At 71.8% G+C, this 14,337-nt stretch carries 15 protein-coding genes; 4 read left to right on the top strand and 11 right to left on the bottom strand.

Annotated elements, in window-relative coordinates; translation table 11 throughout:
- The 7 genes from HB662_RS17090 to HB662_RS17060 form a co-directional block, all read right to left on the bottom strand.
- Positions 1–1,419 carry a sigma-54-dependent transcriptional regulator gene (locus HB662_RS17090; protein ID WP_168051035.1) on the bottom strand — a complete coding sequence of 473 codons (1,419 nt, stop codon included), beginning with the start codon at positions 1,417–1,419 and terminating at the stop codon, positions 1–3.
- A 4-nt stretch (positions 1,420–1,423) separates the two neighbouring features.
- On the bottom strand, positions 1,424–1,747 hold the full coding sequence (gene fliN, locus HB662_RS17085; protein WP_245185705.1) for a flagellar motor switch protein FliN: 324 nt from the start codon (positions 1,745–1,747) through the stop codon (positions 1,424–1,426).
- Positions 1,744–2,358 carry a FliH/SctL family protein gene (locus tag HB662_RS17080; protein WP_168051034.1) on the bottom strand — a complete coding sequence of 205 codons (615 nt, stop codon included), beginning with the start codon at positions 2,356–2,358 and terminating at the stop codon, positions 1,744–1,746. Before HB662_RS17080 ends, fliN begins: the two co-directional genes overlap by 4 nt.
- The gene (fliG, locus tag HB662_RS17075) at positions 2,355–3,353 is read right to left on the bottom strand and encodes a flagellar motor switch protein FliG (RefSeq protein WP_342449529.1); all 999 of its coding nucleotides are present in this window, start codon (positions 3,351–3,353) and stop codon (positions 2,355–2,357) included. The genes HB662_RS17080 and fliG overlap by 4 nt, the downstream gene beginning before the upstream one ends.
- The gene (fliF, locus tag HB662_RS17070) at positions 3,350–5,053 is read right to left on the bottom strand and encodes a flagellar basal-body MS-ring/collar protein FliF (protein WP_168051033.1); all 1,704 of its coding nucleotides are present in this window, start codon (positions 5,051–5,053) and stop codon (positions 3,350–3,352) included. The genes fliG and fliF overlap by 4 nt, the downstream gene beginning before the upstream one ends.
- Positions 5,054–5,312: 259 nt before the next feature.
- Complete coding sequence (locus HB662_RS17065) at positions 5,313–5,765, bottom strand: GNAT family N-acetyltransferase (protein WP_168051032.1); 453 nt, start codon at positions 5,763–5,765, stop codon at positions 5,313–5,315.
- Positions 5,762–6,337 carry an NUDIX hydrolase gene (locus HB662_RS17060; protein WP_168051031.1) on the bottom strand — a complete coding sequence of 192 codons (576 nt, stop codon included), beginning with the start codon at positions 6,335–6,337 and terminating at the stop codon, positions 5,762–5,764. Before HB662_RS17060 ends, HB662_RS17065 begins: the two co-directional genes overlap by 4 nt.
- A 178-nt stretch (positions 6,338–6,515) precedes the next feature.
- Between HB662_RS17060 and HB662_RS17055 the strand changes: the two genes are divergently transcribed.
- From HB662_RS17055 to HB662_RS17040, 4 genes are all read left to right on the top strand, one after another.
- On the top strand, positions 6,516–6,962 hold the full coding sequence (locus tag HB662_RS17055; protein WP_168051030.1) for a YHS domain-containing (seleno)protein: 447 nt from the start codon (positions 6,516–6,518) through the stop codon (positions 6,960–6,962).
- Between the two features lies 1 nt (position 6,963).
- Positions 6,964–7,629: an RNA polymerase sigma factor gene (locus HB662_RS17050; protein WP_245185704.1), complete on the top strand. Its 666-nt coding sequence runs from the start codon at positions 6,964–6,966 to the stop codon at positions 7,627–7,629.
- On the top strand, positions 7,616–8,257 hold the full coding sequence (locus tag HB662_RS17045; RefSeq protein ID WP_168051029.1) for an NrsF family protein: 642 nt from the start codon (positions 7,616–7,618) through the stop codon (positions 8,255–8,257). The genes HB662_RS17050 and HB662_RS17045 overlap by 14 nt, the downstream gene beginning before the upstream one ends.
- Positions 8,258–8,489: 232 nt before the next feature.
- Positions 8,490–9,938: an FAD-binding oxidoreductase gene (locus HB662_RS17040; RefSeq protein WP_168051028.1), complete on the top strand. Its 1,449-nt coding sequence runs from the start codon at positions 8,490–8,492 to the stop codon at positions 9,936–9,938.
- Positions 9,939–10,005: 67 nt separating this feature from the next.
- On the opposite strand, the gene HB662_RS17035 is transcribed toward HB662_RS17040, so the two are convergent.
- From HB662_RS17035 to fabI, 4 genes are all read right to left on the bottom strand, one after another.
- The gene (locus HB662_RS17035; RefSeq protein WP_168051027.1) at positions 10,006–10,692 is read right to left on the bottom strand and encodes a GntR family transcriptional regulator; all 687 of its coding nucleotides are present in this window, start codon (positions 10,690–10,692) and stop codon (positions 10,006–10,008) included.
- Between the two features lie 216 nt (positions 10,693–10,908).
- Entirely contained in the window at positions 10,909–12,111 is a 1,203-nt protein-coding gene (locus HB662_RS17030; protein ID WP_168051026.1) for a hypothetical protein, read from the bottom strand.
- 111 nt (positions 12,112–12,222) lie between these two features.
- On the bottom strand, positions 12,223–13,326 hold the full coding sequence (gene aroC / locus HB662_RS17025; protein WP_168051025.1) for a chorismate synthase: 1,104 nt from the start codon (positions 13,324–13,326) through the stop codon (positions 12,223–12,225).
- Between the two features lie 85 nt (positions 13,327–13,411).
- A complete protein-coding gene (fabI, locus tag HB662_RS17020; RefSeq protein WP_456305476.1) occupies positions 13,412–14,203 on the bottom strand; it encodes an enoyl-ACP reductase FabI in 792 nt (263 codons plus the stop codon).
- Positions 14,204–14,337 lie beyond the last annotated feature (134 nt).

The raw sequence follows: 14,337 nt of genomic DNA, 5'->3' as shown, positions 1-14,337 counted from the left end.
TCAGACGGCGATCTGCAGCGTCGATTGCGGGGATGATTGTGGCGGTGATGGTGGCTGGCCCGGTGCCGGGGTCACGACGATGCCGGCGGTGCGGTATTCGCCGAGCTTGTTGCGCAGCGTGCGGATCGAGATGCCGAGGATCTCGGCCGCGCGCGTGCGGTTGCCGAGGCAATGCGACAGCGTCTCCAGGATCAGCTCCCGCTCCACCTCCTCCACCTTGCGGCCGACCAGGGCGGCGACCTGGCCCGGCGGGGATGAGGGCGGTACGGCGGCAGGTGCGGCGGGGGCGGTCGTCATCGTGGCGCGCGGCGTGGCGGGCTGCGACAGCTCGATCGCATCCGGCCCGATCTCATGGCCTTCCGCCAGCAGCACGGCGCGGTGGATGGCGTTCTCCAGCTCCCGCACATTGCCCGGCCAGGGATGCGCCATCAGCCGGTGGCGCGCCAGCGGCGCAAGCGCGCGTTCCGGCAGGCCGTTCACCTGCGCGTAGCGGGCGGCGAAATGGTCGGCCAGCGGCAGGATGTCCGAGGGGCGTTCGCGCAGCGGCGGAATCCGCAGCGCCACCACGTTGAGCCGGAAGTACAGATCCTCCCGGAACCGTCCCGCGCCGACTTCCGTCAGCAGGTCGCGATGCGTCGCGGCGATGATGCGCACATCCACCTTGCAGGGCGCGCCGCCACCCAGCCGGTCCACTTCCCGTTCCTGGAGAACCCGGAGAATCTTTGCCTGCAGCCGCGGGTCCATCTCGCCGATCTCATCCAGCAGCAGCGTGCCGCCATCGGCCTGCTCGAACTTGCCCTTGCGCGCGGCGACGGCGCCGGAGAAGGCGCCTTTCTCGTGGCCGAACAATTCCGATTCCAGCAGCGTCTCCGGCAGCGCCGCGCAGTTCAGCGCGACGAAGGGGCCGCGCGCGCGCTTCGACAGCGCGTGCAGGTGGCGCGCCATCACTTCCTTGCCGGTGCCGCTTTCGCCGGTAAGCAGGACGGAGGCCTCGGCCCGCGCCACCTGCGCCACGCGCGCCAGCAGCGTCGCCATCGCCGGGTCGCGCGCCAGCGGCGCATCGGCGCGTGGCGCGGCACCGGCGGCCTCCAGCATGGCGATGATGAGGTCGGCATCCGGCGGCAGCGGCAGGAAATCCCGCGCCCCACCCTCGATCGCGCGCACCGCCGCCTCGGCATCCTCGGCGCGGCCGCAGGCGACCACGGGGCAGGCAATGCGCTCGGCCGCCAGCGCCTGCACCAGCCACACCACATCATGCCGCAGATCGACCAGCGCGAGGTCGGCGCCTTCCACGCGCAGCCGTTCCAGTCCGGCGCCGACGCCTTCCGCATGGCCCAGCCTGGCACCGCGCGCGATGGCGACGCGGGCGGCGGCGCCCAGCTCCCCTTCCAGGGAACCGATGATCAGCAGCCGCGCCATGGCCTCAGCCGCCCCGGTCGGACTTGACGATTTCCGTCATCGTCACGCCGAGCCGGTTGTCATCCACCATCACCACCTCGCCGCGCGCCACCAGGCGGTTGTTGACGTAGATGTCCACCGCCTCGCCCAGCTTGCGATCCAGCTCCACCACCGCGCCGCGGCCCAGCTTGAGAAGCTGCGAGACCTGCATGGTGGCGCGGCCGAGCACGGCGCTGACCTGCACCGGGATGTCGTAGACCGCATCGAGGTCGCGCGGCCCGCTGGCGCCGCCGGAACTGTGCTGCGCCTCCGTCGCCGGAACCGCCTCGAAGCCATCCTGCGCGCTCATGCCGTGATTTCCTTGTCCGTTCCGAGCCCAGCATTCCGCAGCACCTCCGCCAGGGCCTGGCGGCGCGCATCGAGCGAGATCACCAGCGCGCCGTCGCGCCATTCAAGCCGCGCGTCACCCGGCTTGACCGCCGCATCGCCGCGCACTTCCGGCCCGCCATGCGGCATCCGCGCGGCCGTCGCCGCCGCCAGCTCGGGCGCCACATGCAGCACCGCCTCCGGCCTGTCGGCGATGGCCGGCAGCAGCGGCACGACCAGCCGCGGCACCAGATCCGCGCCGAGCCTTTCGGCGGCGCCAGGCAGGCCGAAATCCACCGCCTCCATCACCAGCTCGGCCAGCGCCTGGGCGGATTCGGTGGCGACCGCGCGGCCCGCTTCCGCGGCATCGGCCAGCAGCGCGGCCATGCGTTCCAGCGCGCGCTGGATCGCGGCCTCCTGCGCGCGGGCCTGATCGGCGCGGCCTTCCTTCAGCCCGGCCGCGTGGCCGGCAGCGCGGCCCTCGGCGAAGCCGGCGGCGCGGGCCTCGGCCAGCAGCACCTCCGGGTCCGGCGGTGGTGGCGGCGGCGCGGGCGGCGGGGCGCCGAGATCGGGCAGTCGCAGCGCATTCATCATGCCAGCATCTCGTCGTCGCGCCCGTCGGCGATCTGGATCTGGCCCTGCGCCGCCAGGTCCTTGGCGATGCCGACGATCTGCGCCTGTGCGTCGTCCACGTCGCGCAGCTTAACCGGGCCCATGCCGGCCAGATCGTCCTTCAGCAGCTTCGACGCGCGGTCGGACAGGTTGCGGAAGAAGATGTCGCGCAGCGCCTCCGACGCGCCCTTCAGCGCCAGGGTGAGCTTGTCCTTCGGCACCGCGCGCAGCAGCGCCTGCACGCCCGCCTGGTCCAGCCGCTGCAGGTCGTCGAAGGTGAACATCAGCGCGCGGATCTTCTCCGCACTCTCGCGCGAACGTTCCTCCAGCGCGGACAGGATGCGGCCTTCCGCGGCGCGGTCCAGGTTGTTGAAGATTTCCGCCATCACCTCATGCGCATCGCGGCGCGAGCCGCGGGCGAGGTTCGACATGAACTCCATCCGCAGCGTGCGCTCCACGCCCTCCAGCGCTTCCTTCTGCACCGTCTCCATCCGCAGCATGCGCATCACCACTTCCATGGCGAAGCCTTCGGGCAGCAGGGACAGCACGCGCGCGGCATGGTCCGGCCGCACCTTGGAAAGCACCACGGAGACGGTCTGCGGGTATTCGTTCTTCAGGTAGTTCGCCAGCACCGCCTCATTCACATTGCCCAGCTTGTCCCACATGGTGCGGCCGGCTGGGCCGCGGATTTCCTCCATGATCTGGGCGACGCGCTCCTTCGGCAGCGTCTTCAGCAGCATCCGCTCCGTGCTCTCATAGGAGCCCACCAGATGCCCTGCCTGGCCGATCTGGCTGGCGAATTCCTCCACCACCGCCTCGACCGTGCTGGCGCCGACGGAGCCCAGCGCGGCCATCGCCAGCGACAGGTCGCGGATCTCGTCCTCATGCAGCCGGGTGAAGATTTTCGCGGCGTGCTCGTCGCCCAGCGCGAGCATCAGCGTGGCGGCCTTCTGCGGGCCAGTCAGGGTGTTGCTCACAATGTCTCCGGCGGTGCGAGCCAGCGGCGGATCACCGTCACCGCGGCATCGGGGTTGCTGTCGACCATCTCCGCCAGCGCCGCGAGGGCGGAGGCGCGCATCTGGCCCTCGACGCGGGCGAGCTTGACCATCGCGTCCTCCTCCTCCGCCACGGCCTCGCCCTGCTGGATCAGCGGCGTGCCGTCCGGCCCGGCCACCTGGGCTGCACCGGTGATCAGGCCATTCGCCTGCGCCGCCGCCGCTTCCGCCGCGCTGGTGAAGGTGATGGCGGTGCCATCCGGCCCGATGCCGACCAGCACCGGCTGCGGCGCCATCGCCAGCAGCAGGCGGTTGGTCACCGGCTTGCCGATCAGCAGGATCGCCGCCAGCGCCACCAGCGCCAGGATGCTGCTTTCGATCAACCGCCCGATCAGCGCCGGCGGCACCGCCTGGCCGAGGATGGAGAAGCCATCCGATGTGGCATCCGCCATCGGCGGCTCGGCGAAGCGCAGGCTCACCACCTCCACCTTGTCGCCACGTTCCTCGTTGAAGCCGACGGCGGACCGCGCGAGCGACATGATGCGCTGGATCTCATCCGCGTTGCGTTCGCGGAAGCGCGGCGGCGCACCATCCGGCTGCGGTTCCCAGATGCCATCGACCAGCACGGCCAACGACAGGCGCTTCAGCGCCGGCTGTTCGCGCAGCACGTTGCGCGTGGTGCGGCCGATCTCGAAATTCGTCGTCTCCTCGGATCGCTGCTGTTCGCTGCGGCTGCCGCCGGCCGCCGCATCCGCGCCCGGCAGCTGGTTGGCGACGGAGACGTTGCCGGCTTCGCCGCTGCGGTTGCTCTCGGTGGCGGATTGGGTGCTGCGCGGCACCTGGTTTTCCGGGTCGAAGCGTTCCTCCATGGTCTGCACACGATCGAAATCCATCTCGACCGAGGCTTCCGCGCGCACCCGTCCCGGGCCCAGCGTGCGTTCCAGCAATTCCTCCACCGCGCGGGCCAGGCGCCGCTCCGCCGCACGGCGCAGCTCCTCCGCCGTCTGCGCGGCGGCGGGGCCGCTGAGTGCCTGGCCGCCGCGCGCCATCAGCTCGCCCCGGCTGTCGACGATGGAGACCTGCTGCGGGCGCAGGCCCGGCACGGCGGCGGCGACCAGGTGCAGCACCGCCTGCACGCCTTCCCGGTCCAGCCGCTGCGAACCCTGCATGGTCAGCACCACGCTGGCCTGCGCCTCGCCGCGTTCGCGGGAGAAGGGCTCGCGCCGCGGCAGCACCAAGTGCACGCGGGCCTGGCGCACGCCGGACAGGCCGCGGATGGTGCGGGACAATTCGCCTTCCAGCGCGCGCAGCCGGTTCACATCCTGCTGGAAGGGCGTCGTTGTCAGGCTTTCGCCGCGGTCGAATATCTCGTAGCCGACCGAGCCGCCACTCGGCAGGCCGTCGCGCGCCAGCATCAGCCGGACGCGCGGCACTTCCGATTCCGGCACCATGATCTGCGCGCCGCCGGCGGCCAGGCGATGCGGGATTCGTGCGCGTTCCAGGACCGCCACCATCTGCCCGGCGTCACGCGGGTCCAGGTCGCCATACAGCAGCGCCATGGGCGGGTCGGAGGCGCGCATCGCCAGCATCGCGACCAGCCCGAGCACCGCCAGGCCGACGCCCAGCAGCGCTGCCAGCCGCAGCGACCCGAGGGCGCGGAGCTGCGCGGTCAGCGTACCCATGCGCTGCCTCCGCACTGCCCATCCGCGCCGATTGCGCCATGCCCCGCCGATCGCATCCTGCCATCCCCAGGCCGGACCAAGCCGGCCCGGCAGGTTCTGCCGGGTGCGGGGTAACGGTGCGGTTAATGCCGGCCGGATTTGTCGTGCGGGTGGGTGGCGAGACCTTCAGGAATGCGGCGATCAAACCTTGCCGCCGCGCCCAGGGACGCGCAGCCAAAGGGCTGCAGGCCTCGCTGGCGCCTTGGGCTCAGGAAGAATTCTATCCCAGCTTGCGGTCGTAAGTGATCCACATGGTCCGGGTCGCCAGCCGGTCATACACGCCGCGGCCGCGGTAGTTGTCATCCGCGGTGATCCAGCGGATCACGCCCCAGCCGCGCTGCCGGCCGATCTCGGCCACGGCCTCGATCAGCGCATCGGCGATTCGCCGGCCGCGCTGGGCCGGGTCCACGAACAGATCGTCCAGGAAGCCGCCGGTGCCGGCGGCCAGCGGGCGGGCGAAGGGGCGATAATGCGCCAGGCCGATCGCCCGTCCATCCGCATCCTCCGCCACCAGCGCCTTCACCTCATGCGCCGGGTCCATGATCCAGCCCCAGACGCGCTCGCGCATCTCCGCCGTCTGCTCGACCTTGTAGAACGCCGCATAGGCGGCATAGAGCCGCTCCCAATCCGCACGGTGGCGGGCGGCGAGGGGGGTGATGGTGAAGCCGCTCATGCCTTGGCCTCCAGCTTGATGCACCCCGCCGCGGCGAGGCCTACGCAGATGGCGCCGACATGCATGGCCTGGCCGATCAGCCCGCGCCGCAGCCCGTCCATTACCTCCGCTACGGTTGGACATTCCACGCTGATCACCTCGCCGGGCTCCGGAGTCGCGGCGGCGATGCGGCGGATGCCGGTGGCCAGCACGATGTGCAGGCGGTTGTTCTGGATCGAGGGGTTGGCGTGGCCGGCATACAGGTAGCTCCATTCGCCGCCGCCATGGCCGGTCTCCTCCAGCAATTCCCGCTGCGCGGCGGCGATCGGGTCGGCATCCTCCCGGTCCATCACGCCGCCGGGCAGCTCCAGCGACCAGCTCTGCGCGCCGTGCCGCCACTGCCGCACCAGCACCAGGCGGTGATCTTCGGTCAGCGCCACCACGGCGCACCAGTCGGGGTAGTCCAGCACGTACCAGGGCGCGATCTCGGCGCCCGACTGGGTGCGCAGGCGGTCGGCGCGCAGGCGGATCCAGCGATCCTCGACCAGGATCTCGGAATGGGTGGTGGTCCAGGGGGGGGTTTCGGTGTCCATGCGGTCACCCTTGCGCGGCAGGGTGGCGGCAGGCAAGCCGGGGCGGACTGTGACTAGGCCGCGTAACCGCGGCGGGGTTGCGTCAGGGCCGCGTAACCGTGGACTGTGACAGGGCCGCGTAACCGCGGCGGGGCCGGCGGCGAAGCCTGGGCATCGCAACCGAAAAGGCCCTGCACCCATGCATCGCCGCACCCTGCTGGCCCTGGCGCCGGCGCTGCTTGCCGGCTCCGTCCGCGCCGAAGCCTTCCCGCGCTCCGTCAACCACAAGGCCGGTGTCGCGCTGGATGGCTGGGACACGGTCGCCTGGTTCACCGAGGGCCGGCCGCGCCGGGGCAGCGCGGCCTTCCGCGCGGAGCATGCGGGCGTTGCCTGGCATTTCGCCTCCGCCGACCACCTGGCCCGGTTCCAGGCGGACCCGGCCGCGCATGTGCCGCGCTATGGCGGCTTCTGCGCCTTTGGCGTGGCGCGCGGCTACAAGGTGGATATCGACCCCGAGGCGTGGCACATCCGCAACGGCGTGCTGTACCTGAACTACGATCGGGGAGTGCAAAGGCAGTGGCAACGGGACATTCCCGGCAACATCGCCCGCGCCGAGGCCAATTGGCCGCGGCTTGCGGACAGCTGAGATGTCCTGCGCCGCGCTGCTGCGGGCCGGATCCTTACCGGCCGGCCCGGCCCGGCCGGCCGGCATGACGCTGGATGGGCATGTGGCCGACCCGCGCCTGGCGCAGGAGCAGCGCTGGGGTGGCCTGCTGGCCGCGGCCCAGACAGGCGATGCCCGCGCCTACGACACCCTGCTGCGGGAGGTGACGCCGCGGCTGCGCCAGTTGGCCCGCGCCCGCATCCGCGATGCGGCGGAGGTGGAGGATGCGGTGCAGGACGCGCTGATGACGATCCACGCGCTGCGCCACACCTACGACCCGATGCGCCCCTTCGGCCCCTGGGTGACCACCATCGCCACCCGCCGCGCCATCGACCGGCTGCGCCGCCGCGGCCGTGGCGCCGGGCGCGAATCCAACCTGGACGACCTGCCGGAATCCGCCGCCTCCGTCGCGCCGGTGGCGGAGGACCGGATCGTCGCGCGCAACCTGCGCGATGCGGTGGCGGAACTGCCGGAAAGCCAGCGCACGGCGCTGCGCCTGGCGAAGCTGGAGGATCTGTCGCTGGCCGAGGCCTCCGCCCGCTCCGGCCTCAGCGTCGGTGCGCTGAAGGTGGCGACCCATCGCGCCATGCGTTCCCTGCGCCGCCGCTTCGGCGTTGGGGGGGAAGGAGAAGATCGTGCAGACCGATGAGCTGATCAGCCGCCTGTCGCAGGACGTGCCGCCGGTGCGCCGGGTGACGCCGCCGATGCAGGCCGCGCTGCGTTGGCTGGCGATGGCCCTGGGCGTGGTGGCGGCCGTCGTGCTGCTGTCCGGCTTCCGGCATGATCTGGAACAGCGGCTGATGCTGATGCATGAGCAGGTGAACCTGCTGGCGGCGCTGGCCACCGGGGCCGCCGCGGCGGTGGCCGCCTTCCACCTGGCGCTGCCCGACCGGTCCGACCGCTGGGCACTGCTGCCGCTGCCCTTCGCCGCCTTCTGGGTCTCCGGCCTCGGCTGGGGCTGCATCGCGGAATTCATCGAGCGCGGCTGGCCGGCACTGCGCGTCAGTTTCGGCTGCATGAGCTTCATCATCGGCTTCGGCGTGCCGCTGACGCTCGGCATGCTGTGGATGACCCGCCACGCGGCCCGCATCCGTCCCGGCCCGGTGGCGGCGCTGGCCGGGCTGGCGGCGGCGGCGCTGGCTTCCGTCGGCCTGTCGCTGGTGCATCACCTGGAGGCCGCGGCCATGGTGCTGATCTGGCATGGCGGGTCGGTGCTGCTGGTGATGCTGTTTTCGCGAATCTGGGGCAAGCGGGCGATGCGGGCGATGGACGCCTGAGTGGGGGCCGGCCATGCGGGGCAGGCCATGAAGCAGTTGGTTGCAAACCACACCGGAATGTGTTCGCCGCCGGTCGCGGCGGAGCGCATAAGCACGCTCCGCACCGCTCTGCGCCCCGGGTCCGCGCCCGATGCCTGTGCCAGGTGCGATCCATTTCCGGCTTGGTGAATCGGGCCAGGATCACCCTGGAGGCTGCGATGGACTGGATGCCTGACCGCGCGGGCGCACCGCGATGAGCAGCCTCGCCGCCGCATTGGCGCAACGAATCGGCGCCGCCCATGTCGCCACCGACGCGGCAAGCTGCGCGCTGGCTACCTCCGACCTGTTCGACTGGCCCGGCGCCGCCCCGGCCGAGATCGTCATCCGCCCCGGCAGCACCGCCGATACCGCCACGGCGCTGCGCCTGCTGGCGGAATTCGGCCGTACCATCGTGCCGCGCGGGGCCGGCATGTCCTACAGCGCGGGCGTGGTGCCACGGGCGCCGGCGGTGGTGGTGGACACCACGCGGCTCGACAGCATCTCGATCGACGCGGAGAACCTGACGGCGGTGGTCGGCGCAGGCACCACCTGGCAGGCGCTGGCGGCGGCGCTGGCACCGCATGGGCTACGTGCGGCGCAGGCGTCGCCGGTCTCGGGCTCGGTCAGCACGGTGGGCGGCACGGTGGCGCAGAACCTGCCGGGCGGCATGGATGGCATCCTCGGCCTGACGGTGGTGCTGGCGGATGGCAATGCGGTCTGCACCGGGGCGCTGGCGCTGCGCGGCGCGCCACCCTTCTGGCGGCACATGGGGCCGGACCTCACCGGCCTGTTCCTCGGCGATTGCGGCGCCTTCGGGGTGAAGACGGAGGTCGCGCTGCGCCTGGCGCCGGACCGCCCCGGCGCCTTCGGGTCCTTCGCCTTCGATAGCGGCGACGCGATGATGGCGGCGATGGTGGCGGTGGCGCAGGCCGGCACCGTCGGCCGGGCCTTTGCGCTGGACCCGGTCCGCAGTGCAACGCCGACAACGGCGCCCGCCCGCCGGCGCGAGGCGCGGCCCGAATTCGCCTGGACCCTGCACCTGACCGCCGAGGGCGTGACCCCGGAAGCGGCCGAGGCGGGGGTGCAGGCGGCGCGCGCCCTCGCCACCGGGCATGGCGGGCAGGAGGTTGCGGCCACCATCCCCAAGGCGCTGCGCGCCCGGCCCTATTCCATCCGCGGGCTGGTCGGGCCGGAAGGCGAGCGCTGGGTGCCGGTGCATGGCATGCTGCCGCTGGGCAATGCCCGCGCCTGCCTGGCGGCGGTGGAGGCACAGCACGCGGCAATGGCGGCGGAGATGGCGGCGGTCGGTGTCAGCACCAGCCATGTCATCTCCTCGCTCGGCGCCTATGTGGCGATCGAGCCGATGTTCTACTGGCGCGATGCGCTGGACCCGCTGCACCTGCAGCACCTGTCGGAGTCCAACCGCGCCCGCTTCGGCAACCATCCGGCCAACCCCGCGGCCCGCGACCTGGTGCGCCGCGCGAGGGAGGTGCTGTCCGGCATCATGGACCAGCATGGCGCGGTGCACGCCCAGCTCGGCCGCTTCTACCGGCTCGGCTCTCGCATGGAGCCGGGGGCGGCGCAGTTGCTGCACAGCGTGAAGGCCATGCTGGACCCGCGCGGCCGGATGAACCCCGGTGCGCTGGAGGGTGTGCAGGCCTGAGGCGCGAAAGCTTGGCTGAGGGGGTCCAGGACGTCCCGCCCGGCCTTGCGGAACCCGCGACGCGCCCTCAGGCCGTCAGTTCGGGCTGCATCACCCCGGCGGGCAGCACCACGCGCAGCGCAAGGTCGCGATCGGCGCGCAGGTGCAGGCGCATCAGGGTTTCCGCGTCCTCCGGCCGGTTGGCGATCAGCGCCTCGATGATCTGGCCGTGCTCGGCCAGCGCCCGCTCGACCCGGCCGTGCCGCAGGGTCAGCAGGCCGAAGCGGTGCACCTGGTCGCCGAGCTGCGCCATGAACTGCTTCAGCCGCGAATTGCCGGCAAGCGCCAGGATGCGGCTGTGCATCAGGACGGAGCTGTCATAGGCGGCGCGCAGCGCGCCGGCCTGCATATGCGCCACCGCGTCCCGATGGTCCGCCAGCAGCCCCTCGGCATCCGCGGGTCCCAGCCGTTCCGCCGCGACGCGCACCGCGAAGCCCTCGAGCTGTTCGCGAAGCTGGTAGACCTCGACGATGTCGTGCACCGAAAGCTCGGACACCACGATGCCGCGCTGCGGCAGGATCCGCACCAGCCCGCCGCCGGCGAGCTCGCGCAGCGCTTCCCGGATCGGGGTGCGGCTGATCTGCAGCTCCTCCGCGAGCTGGTTCTCGGACAGCAGGGCACCCGGGGCGTAGCGCGAATCCAGGATGCCGCGCTTGATCGCCTCATAGGCCTGCTCCCGCAGGCTGCGGGGCGGGTCGGTCTTGTCCGGTGTCATCGGCGCGTCTGGTTCCTGTGCATCCGGCTTCGCGCGCGGCGTATCCGGCTGCACAGGATGTATACCGGCCCCCGGGCCTGGGCAAACTGAGAGGACGAAGGATCGGGCGCCTGCCGCGCAGCGGGCGTTCCCGCTGGCGCAAATGTCACTGCGTCCTCGCCGCCCAGACCGGCACCCAGACCGGCACCCGGATCGGCACCCGGATCGGCACCCGGATCAGAGCGAGGAGGCGATGGCGGGGGCCAAAGCCGGGTTCTTCGCGGCCGGGTGGCCCGGGTTGCGGAAGCGCAGCTCGCCATCCGCGGCGCCATCGGGCGGGGCCACGCCGAACAGCTCCATCCGGCTGGTGCAGGCCACGGCGACGACGCGGCGCGCGGCCGGTTCCGTCATCCAGCGGCGGGCGGCGCCTTCCAGCTCCAGCCGCTCACGCAAACCGCGCCATTCGGCGCGGTCCACATCCTCCACGAACATCGCCAGCAGCCCGGGTCGGCTGCCGCTGAGGCGGCTTTCCGCCACCAGGGCGCAGCGCCGGGTCACCGCGGTGGCGATGGAATTCTCTCGTCCTGCCCGCGCCGCCATGACGAAGACGGACCCGCCGCCGGGGCCGGCAGTGACGGCCAGGTGCGCTTCCTCGCCGAACTGGGCGCGAAGCTGCGCCGGCAGGCCCTGCACGCTGGCCTGGGCGCCGGCCAATACCAGCGGGTCCAGCTTCAGCACGGCATCGGCGCTGGCATCCTGGCGCTTCTGCGCCGCCAGCAGGGCCGCGATGCGGCCATGCAGCTCCGCCACCTGGGCATCGGTCGCCATGCCGCCGGGCAGGGTCATCTTCAGCAGGTAGCGGCCGGGGTGCGAGGCCAGCCATGTCTGCAGTTCGGGGTTGACCTTGTCGACCAGGGCGCACCAGTCGCCGCGATGCACCTCCCGCCCATCCTCGGCGGAGACGGTTTCGCAGACCACCTCGGCCTCGACGCCGTCGCGCCGGATCAGCAGGTCGAAGGGGGCTTCCTCGGCCAGGCCGCTGAATTCCACCTCGAAGCCACGGCTGCGGTGCAGGGCGGCGGTCCGCAGCAGGTGGAACAGCGGCATCAGCGTGGCCTCGCCGGTCAGGCCGGCGGCGATCTCGGCGCGCAGCCGGGCGCGCTGCGGCACCGGCAGCCGCGCGGCGAGCTTCACCGCCTCCCGCGCGAAGGCGGTGGCGTGGCGCTCGGCGGGGGTGGCGCGGGCCAGCGCCTTCGGATCGGCTAGGCGCGCCAGCACCAGCTCCAGCGCATGGCGCTGCTGCATGGCACGGCCGGAGAGGGAAGGGGCGGCGGCGCGCTGGGCGATGTCGCCCAGCCGCTTCGCCCAGAGCCGGGCGCCGCAGAGGGTGCGAAAACGATCGAGATCGGCCGGGTCCGGCCGATGGTCGGCGAATGGCATGACGGCGGCCCGATCACGTTGACCGTCATCCCTAACGCCTTACGAGGGGGTAACGTCAAGTTCCGGATGCGTGATAGGCGAGTAAATTCGTCGGATATACGTTTCTTGGCCTCAGTTGCGCGGCAGGCGGGCCCGTTCCGGCGCATCCGGGTTCTGCGCGCGGTGGCGCAGCAGGGCATCGGCCAGCACCAGGGCCAGCATCGCCTCGCCCACCGGCACGGCGCGGATGCCGACGCAGGGGTCGTGGCGACCCTTGGTCAGCACCTCCACCTCCGCCCCGAAGCGGTCCACGGATTGGCGGGGCGTCAGGATGGAGGAGGTGGGCTTCACCACGAAGCGGGCGACGATGGGCTGGCCGGTGGAGATGCCGCCCAGGATGCCGCCGGCGTGGTTGGAGCCGAACAGCACCTGGCCATCCGGGCCCATCCGCATCTCATCGGCATTGCCTTCCCCGGACAGGGCGGCCGCCGCGAAGCCATCGCCGATCTCGACGCCCTTCACGGCATTGATGCTCATCAGCGCACTGGCGAGTTCCGCATCCAGCTTGCCGTAGATCGGCGCGCCGAGGCCCGGCGGCACACCCTCCGCCACCACCTCCACCACGGCGCCGAGGGAGGAGCCGGATTTGCGGGCGGCGGTGAGCGTGGCTTCCCAGCGGGCGGCGGCCTCTGGGTCCGGGCAGAAGAAGGGGTTCTGGTCCACCTGCGCCCAGTCGAAGCGGCTGCGGTCGATGGTGTCGCCGCCCATGTTCACCAGGGCGCCGCGGATGGTCACGCCCTCCAGCACGCGGCGGGCGATGGCGCCGGCGGCGACCCGCATCGCGGTCTCCCGGGCGCTGGAACGCCCGCCGCCGCGATAGTCGCGCACGCCGTATTTCAGCTCATAGGTCAGGTCGGCGTGGCCGGGCCGGAAACGGTCCTTGATCTCGCCGTAGTCCTTGGAGCGCTGGTCCGTATTCTCGATGTGCAGCGCGATGGGGGTGCCGGTGGTGACGCCCTCGAAGGTGCCGGACAGGATGCGGACGGCATCGGCTTCCTGGCGCTGCGTCACGAACTTGGACTGGCCGGGGCGGCGGCGGTCCAGGAAGGGCTGGATATCCGCCTCGGTCAGCGCCAGGCGCGGCGGGCAGCCATCGACGACGCAGCCGATGGCCGGGCCGTGGGACTCGCCCCAGGTGGTGACGCGGAAGAGGTGGCCGAAGGTGTTGTGGGACATGGTCCCCCTCGCTTACCGCAACAAGCGGCGGAGAGGCACCCCCTCAGGGACACCCCCTTGGGCCACCCCCTTGGGGCGCCCCCGCTCAGACCGTCGCGATATCCGGTGCGTCCGGGTTCTTCATGCCGACGATGTGGTAGCCGCAATCCACATGGTGCACTTCGCCGGTGACGCCGGAGGACAGGTCGGAGAGCAGGTACAGCCCGGCCCCGCCGACATCCTCGATCGTCACGTTCCGCTCCAGCGGCGCGTTGTACTGGTTCCACTTCAGGATGTAGCGGAAGTCGCCGATGCCGCTGGCGGCGAGCGTCTTGATCGGCCCGGCCGAGATCGCGTTCACCCGGATGCCGGATTTGCCGAGGTCGGCGGCCATGTAGCGCACGCTGGCCTCCAGCGCCGCCTTGGCCACGCCCATGACGTTGTAATGCGGCGTCACCCGTTCCGCGCCCAGGTAGGACATGGTCAGCAGGGATCCGCCCGGCTTCATCAGCGGCACGGCGCGCTGCGCCACGCTGACGAAGGAGTACACCGAAATATCCATCGCCTGCAGGAAGGCCGCGCGCGGCGTATCCATGTAGCGGCCGCGCAGGAACTGCTTGTCGGCGAAGCCGATGGCGTGGACCACGAAATCCAGCCCGCCCCATTCCCGGCCCAGCGTCGCGAACACCGCGTCCACGCTGGCATCGTCGGTCACGTCGCAGGGCAGCACGTGCTTGCTGCCGATGCTCTCGGCCAGCGGCCGCACCCGGCGCTCCAGCGCTTCCCCCTGATAGGTGAAGGCGATCTCGGCGCCCTGGGCGGCCAGGTATTGCGCGATGCCCCAGGCGATGGAGCGGTCATTCGCGACGCCCATGATGACGCCGCGCTTCCCCGCCATCAGCGTACCCGTGGGCACTCCCGTGCTGGCAGCTTCGGACGTGACGTCATCTGGCATGGAAAGGGGGCACCGGAGGCTGGTTGCGATGGGCCCCCGGTGGTGGCACATGCCCTTGTCACGGGCAAGGGGCCTCA

The sequence above is a fragment of the Falsiroseomonas frigidaquae genome (assembly GCF_012163145.1).
GTDB classification, from domain to species: Bacteria; Pseudomonadota; Alphaproteobacteria; order Acetobacterales; family Acetobacteraceae; genus Falsiroseomonas; species Falsiroseomonas frigidaquae.
Note: the sequence above shows the minus strand (reverse complement) of the source record. Positions and strands in the feature narration are given on the sequence as shown.

Excerpts from the sequence above, each read along its gene's own strand:
- HB662_RS17040 (WP_168051028.1), top strand. The coding sequence starts at position 8,490 with ATGAGCAGCCTCGCCGCCGCATTGGCGCAACGAATCGGCGCCGCCCAT.
- HB662_RS17050 (WP_245185704.1), top strand. The coding sequence starts at position 6,964 with ATGTCCTGCGCCGCGCTGCTGCGGGCCGGATCCTTACCGGCCGGCCCG.
- HB662_RS17055 (WP_168051030.1), top strand. The coding sequence starts at position 6,516 with ATGCATCGCCGCACCCTGCTGGCCCTGGCGCCGGCGCTGCTTGCCGGC.
- HB662_RS17030 (WP_168051026.1), bottom strand. The coding sequence starts at position 12,111 with ATGCCATTCGCCGACCATCGGCCGGACCCGGCCGATCTCGATCGTTTT.
- fliF (WP_168051033.1), bottom strand. The coding sequence starts at position 5,053 with ATGGGTACGCTGACCGCGCAGCTCCGCGCCCTCGGGTCGCTGCGGCTG.
- fabI (WP_456305476.1), bottom strand. The coding sequence starts at position 14,203 with ATGGCGGGGAAGCGCGGCGTCATCATGGGCGTCGCGAATGACCGCTCC.
- HB662_RS17065 (WP_168051032.1), bottom strand. The coding sequence starts at position 5,765 with ATGAGCGGCTTCACCATCACCCCCCTCGCCGCCCGCCACCGTGCGGAT.
- fliN (WP_245185705.1), bottom strand. The coding sequence starts at position 1,747 with ATGAGCGCGCAGGATGGCTTCGAGGCGGTTCCGGCGACGGAGGCGCAG.
- aroC (WP_168051025.1), bottom strand. The coding sequence starts at position 13,326 with ATGTCCCACAACACCTTCGGCCACCTCTTCCGCGTCACCACCTGGGGC.
- HB662_RS17060 (WP_168051031.1), bottom strand. The coding sequence starts at position 6,337 with ATGGACACCGAAACCCCCCCCTGGACCACCACCCATTCCGAGATCCTG.
- HB662_RS17080 (WP_168051034.1), bottom strand. The coding sequence starts at position 2,358 with ATGATGAATGCGCTGCGACTGCCCGATCTCGGCGCCCCGCCGCCCGCG.
- HB662_RS17090 (WP_168051035.1), bottom strand. The coding sequence starts at position 1,419 with ATGGCGCGGCTGCTGATCATCGGTTCCCTGGAAGGGGAGCTGGGCGCC.
- HB662_RS17035 (WP_168051027.1), bottom strand. The coding sequence starts at position 10,692 with ATGACACCGGACAAGACCGACCCGCCCCGCAGCCTGCGGGAGCAGGCC.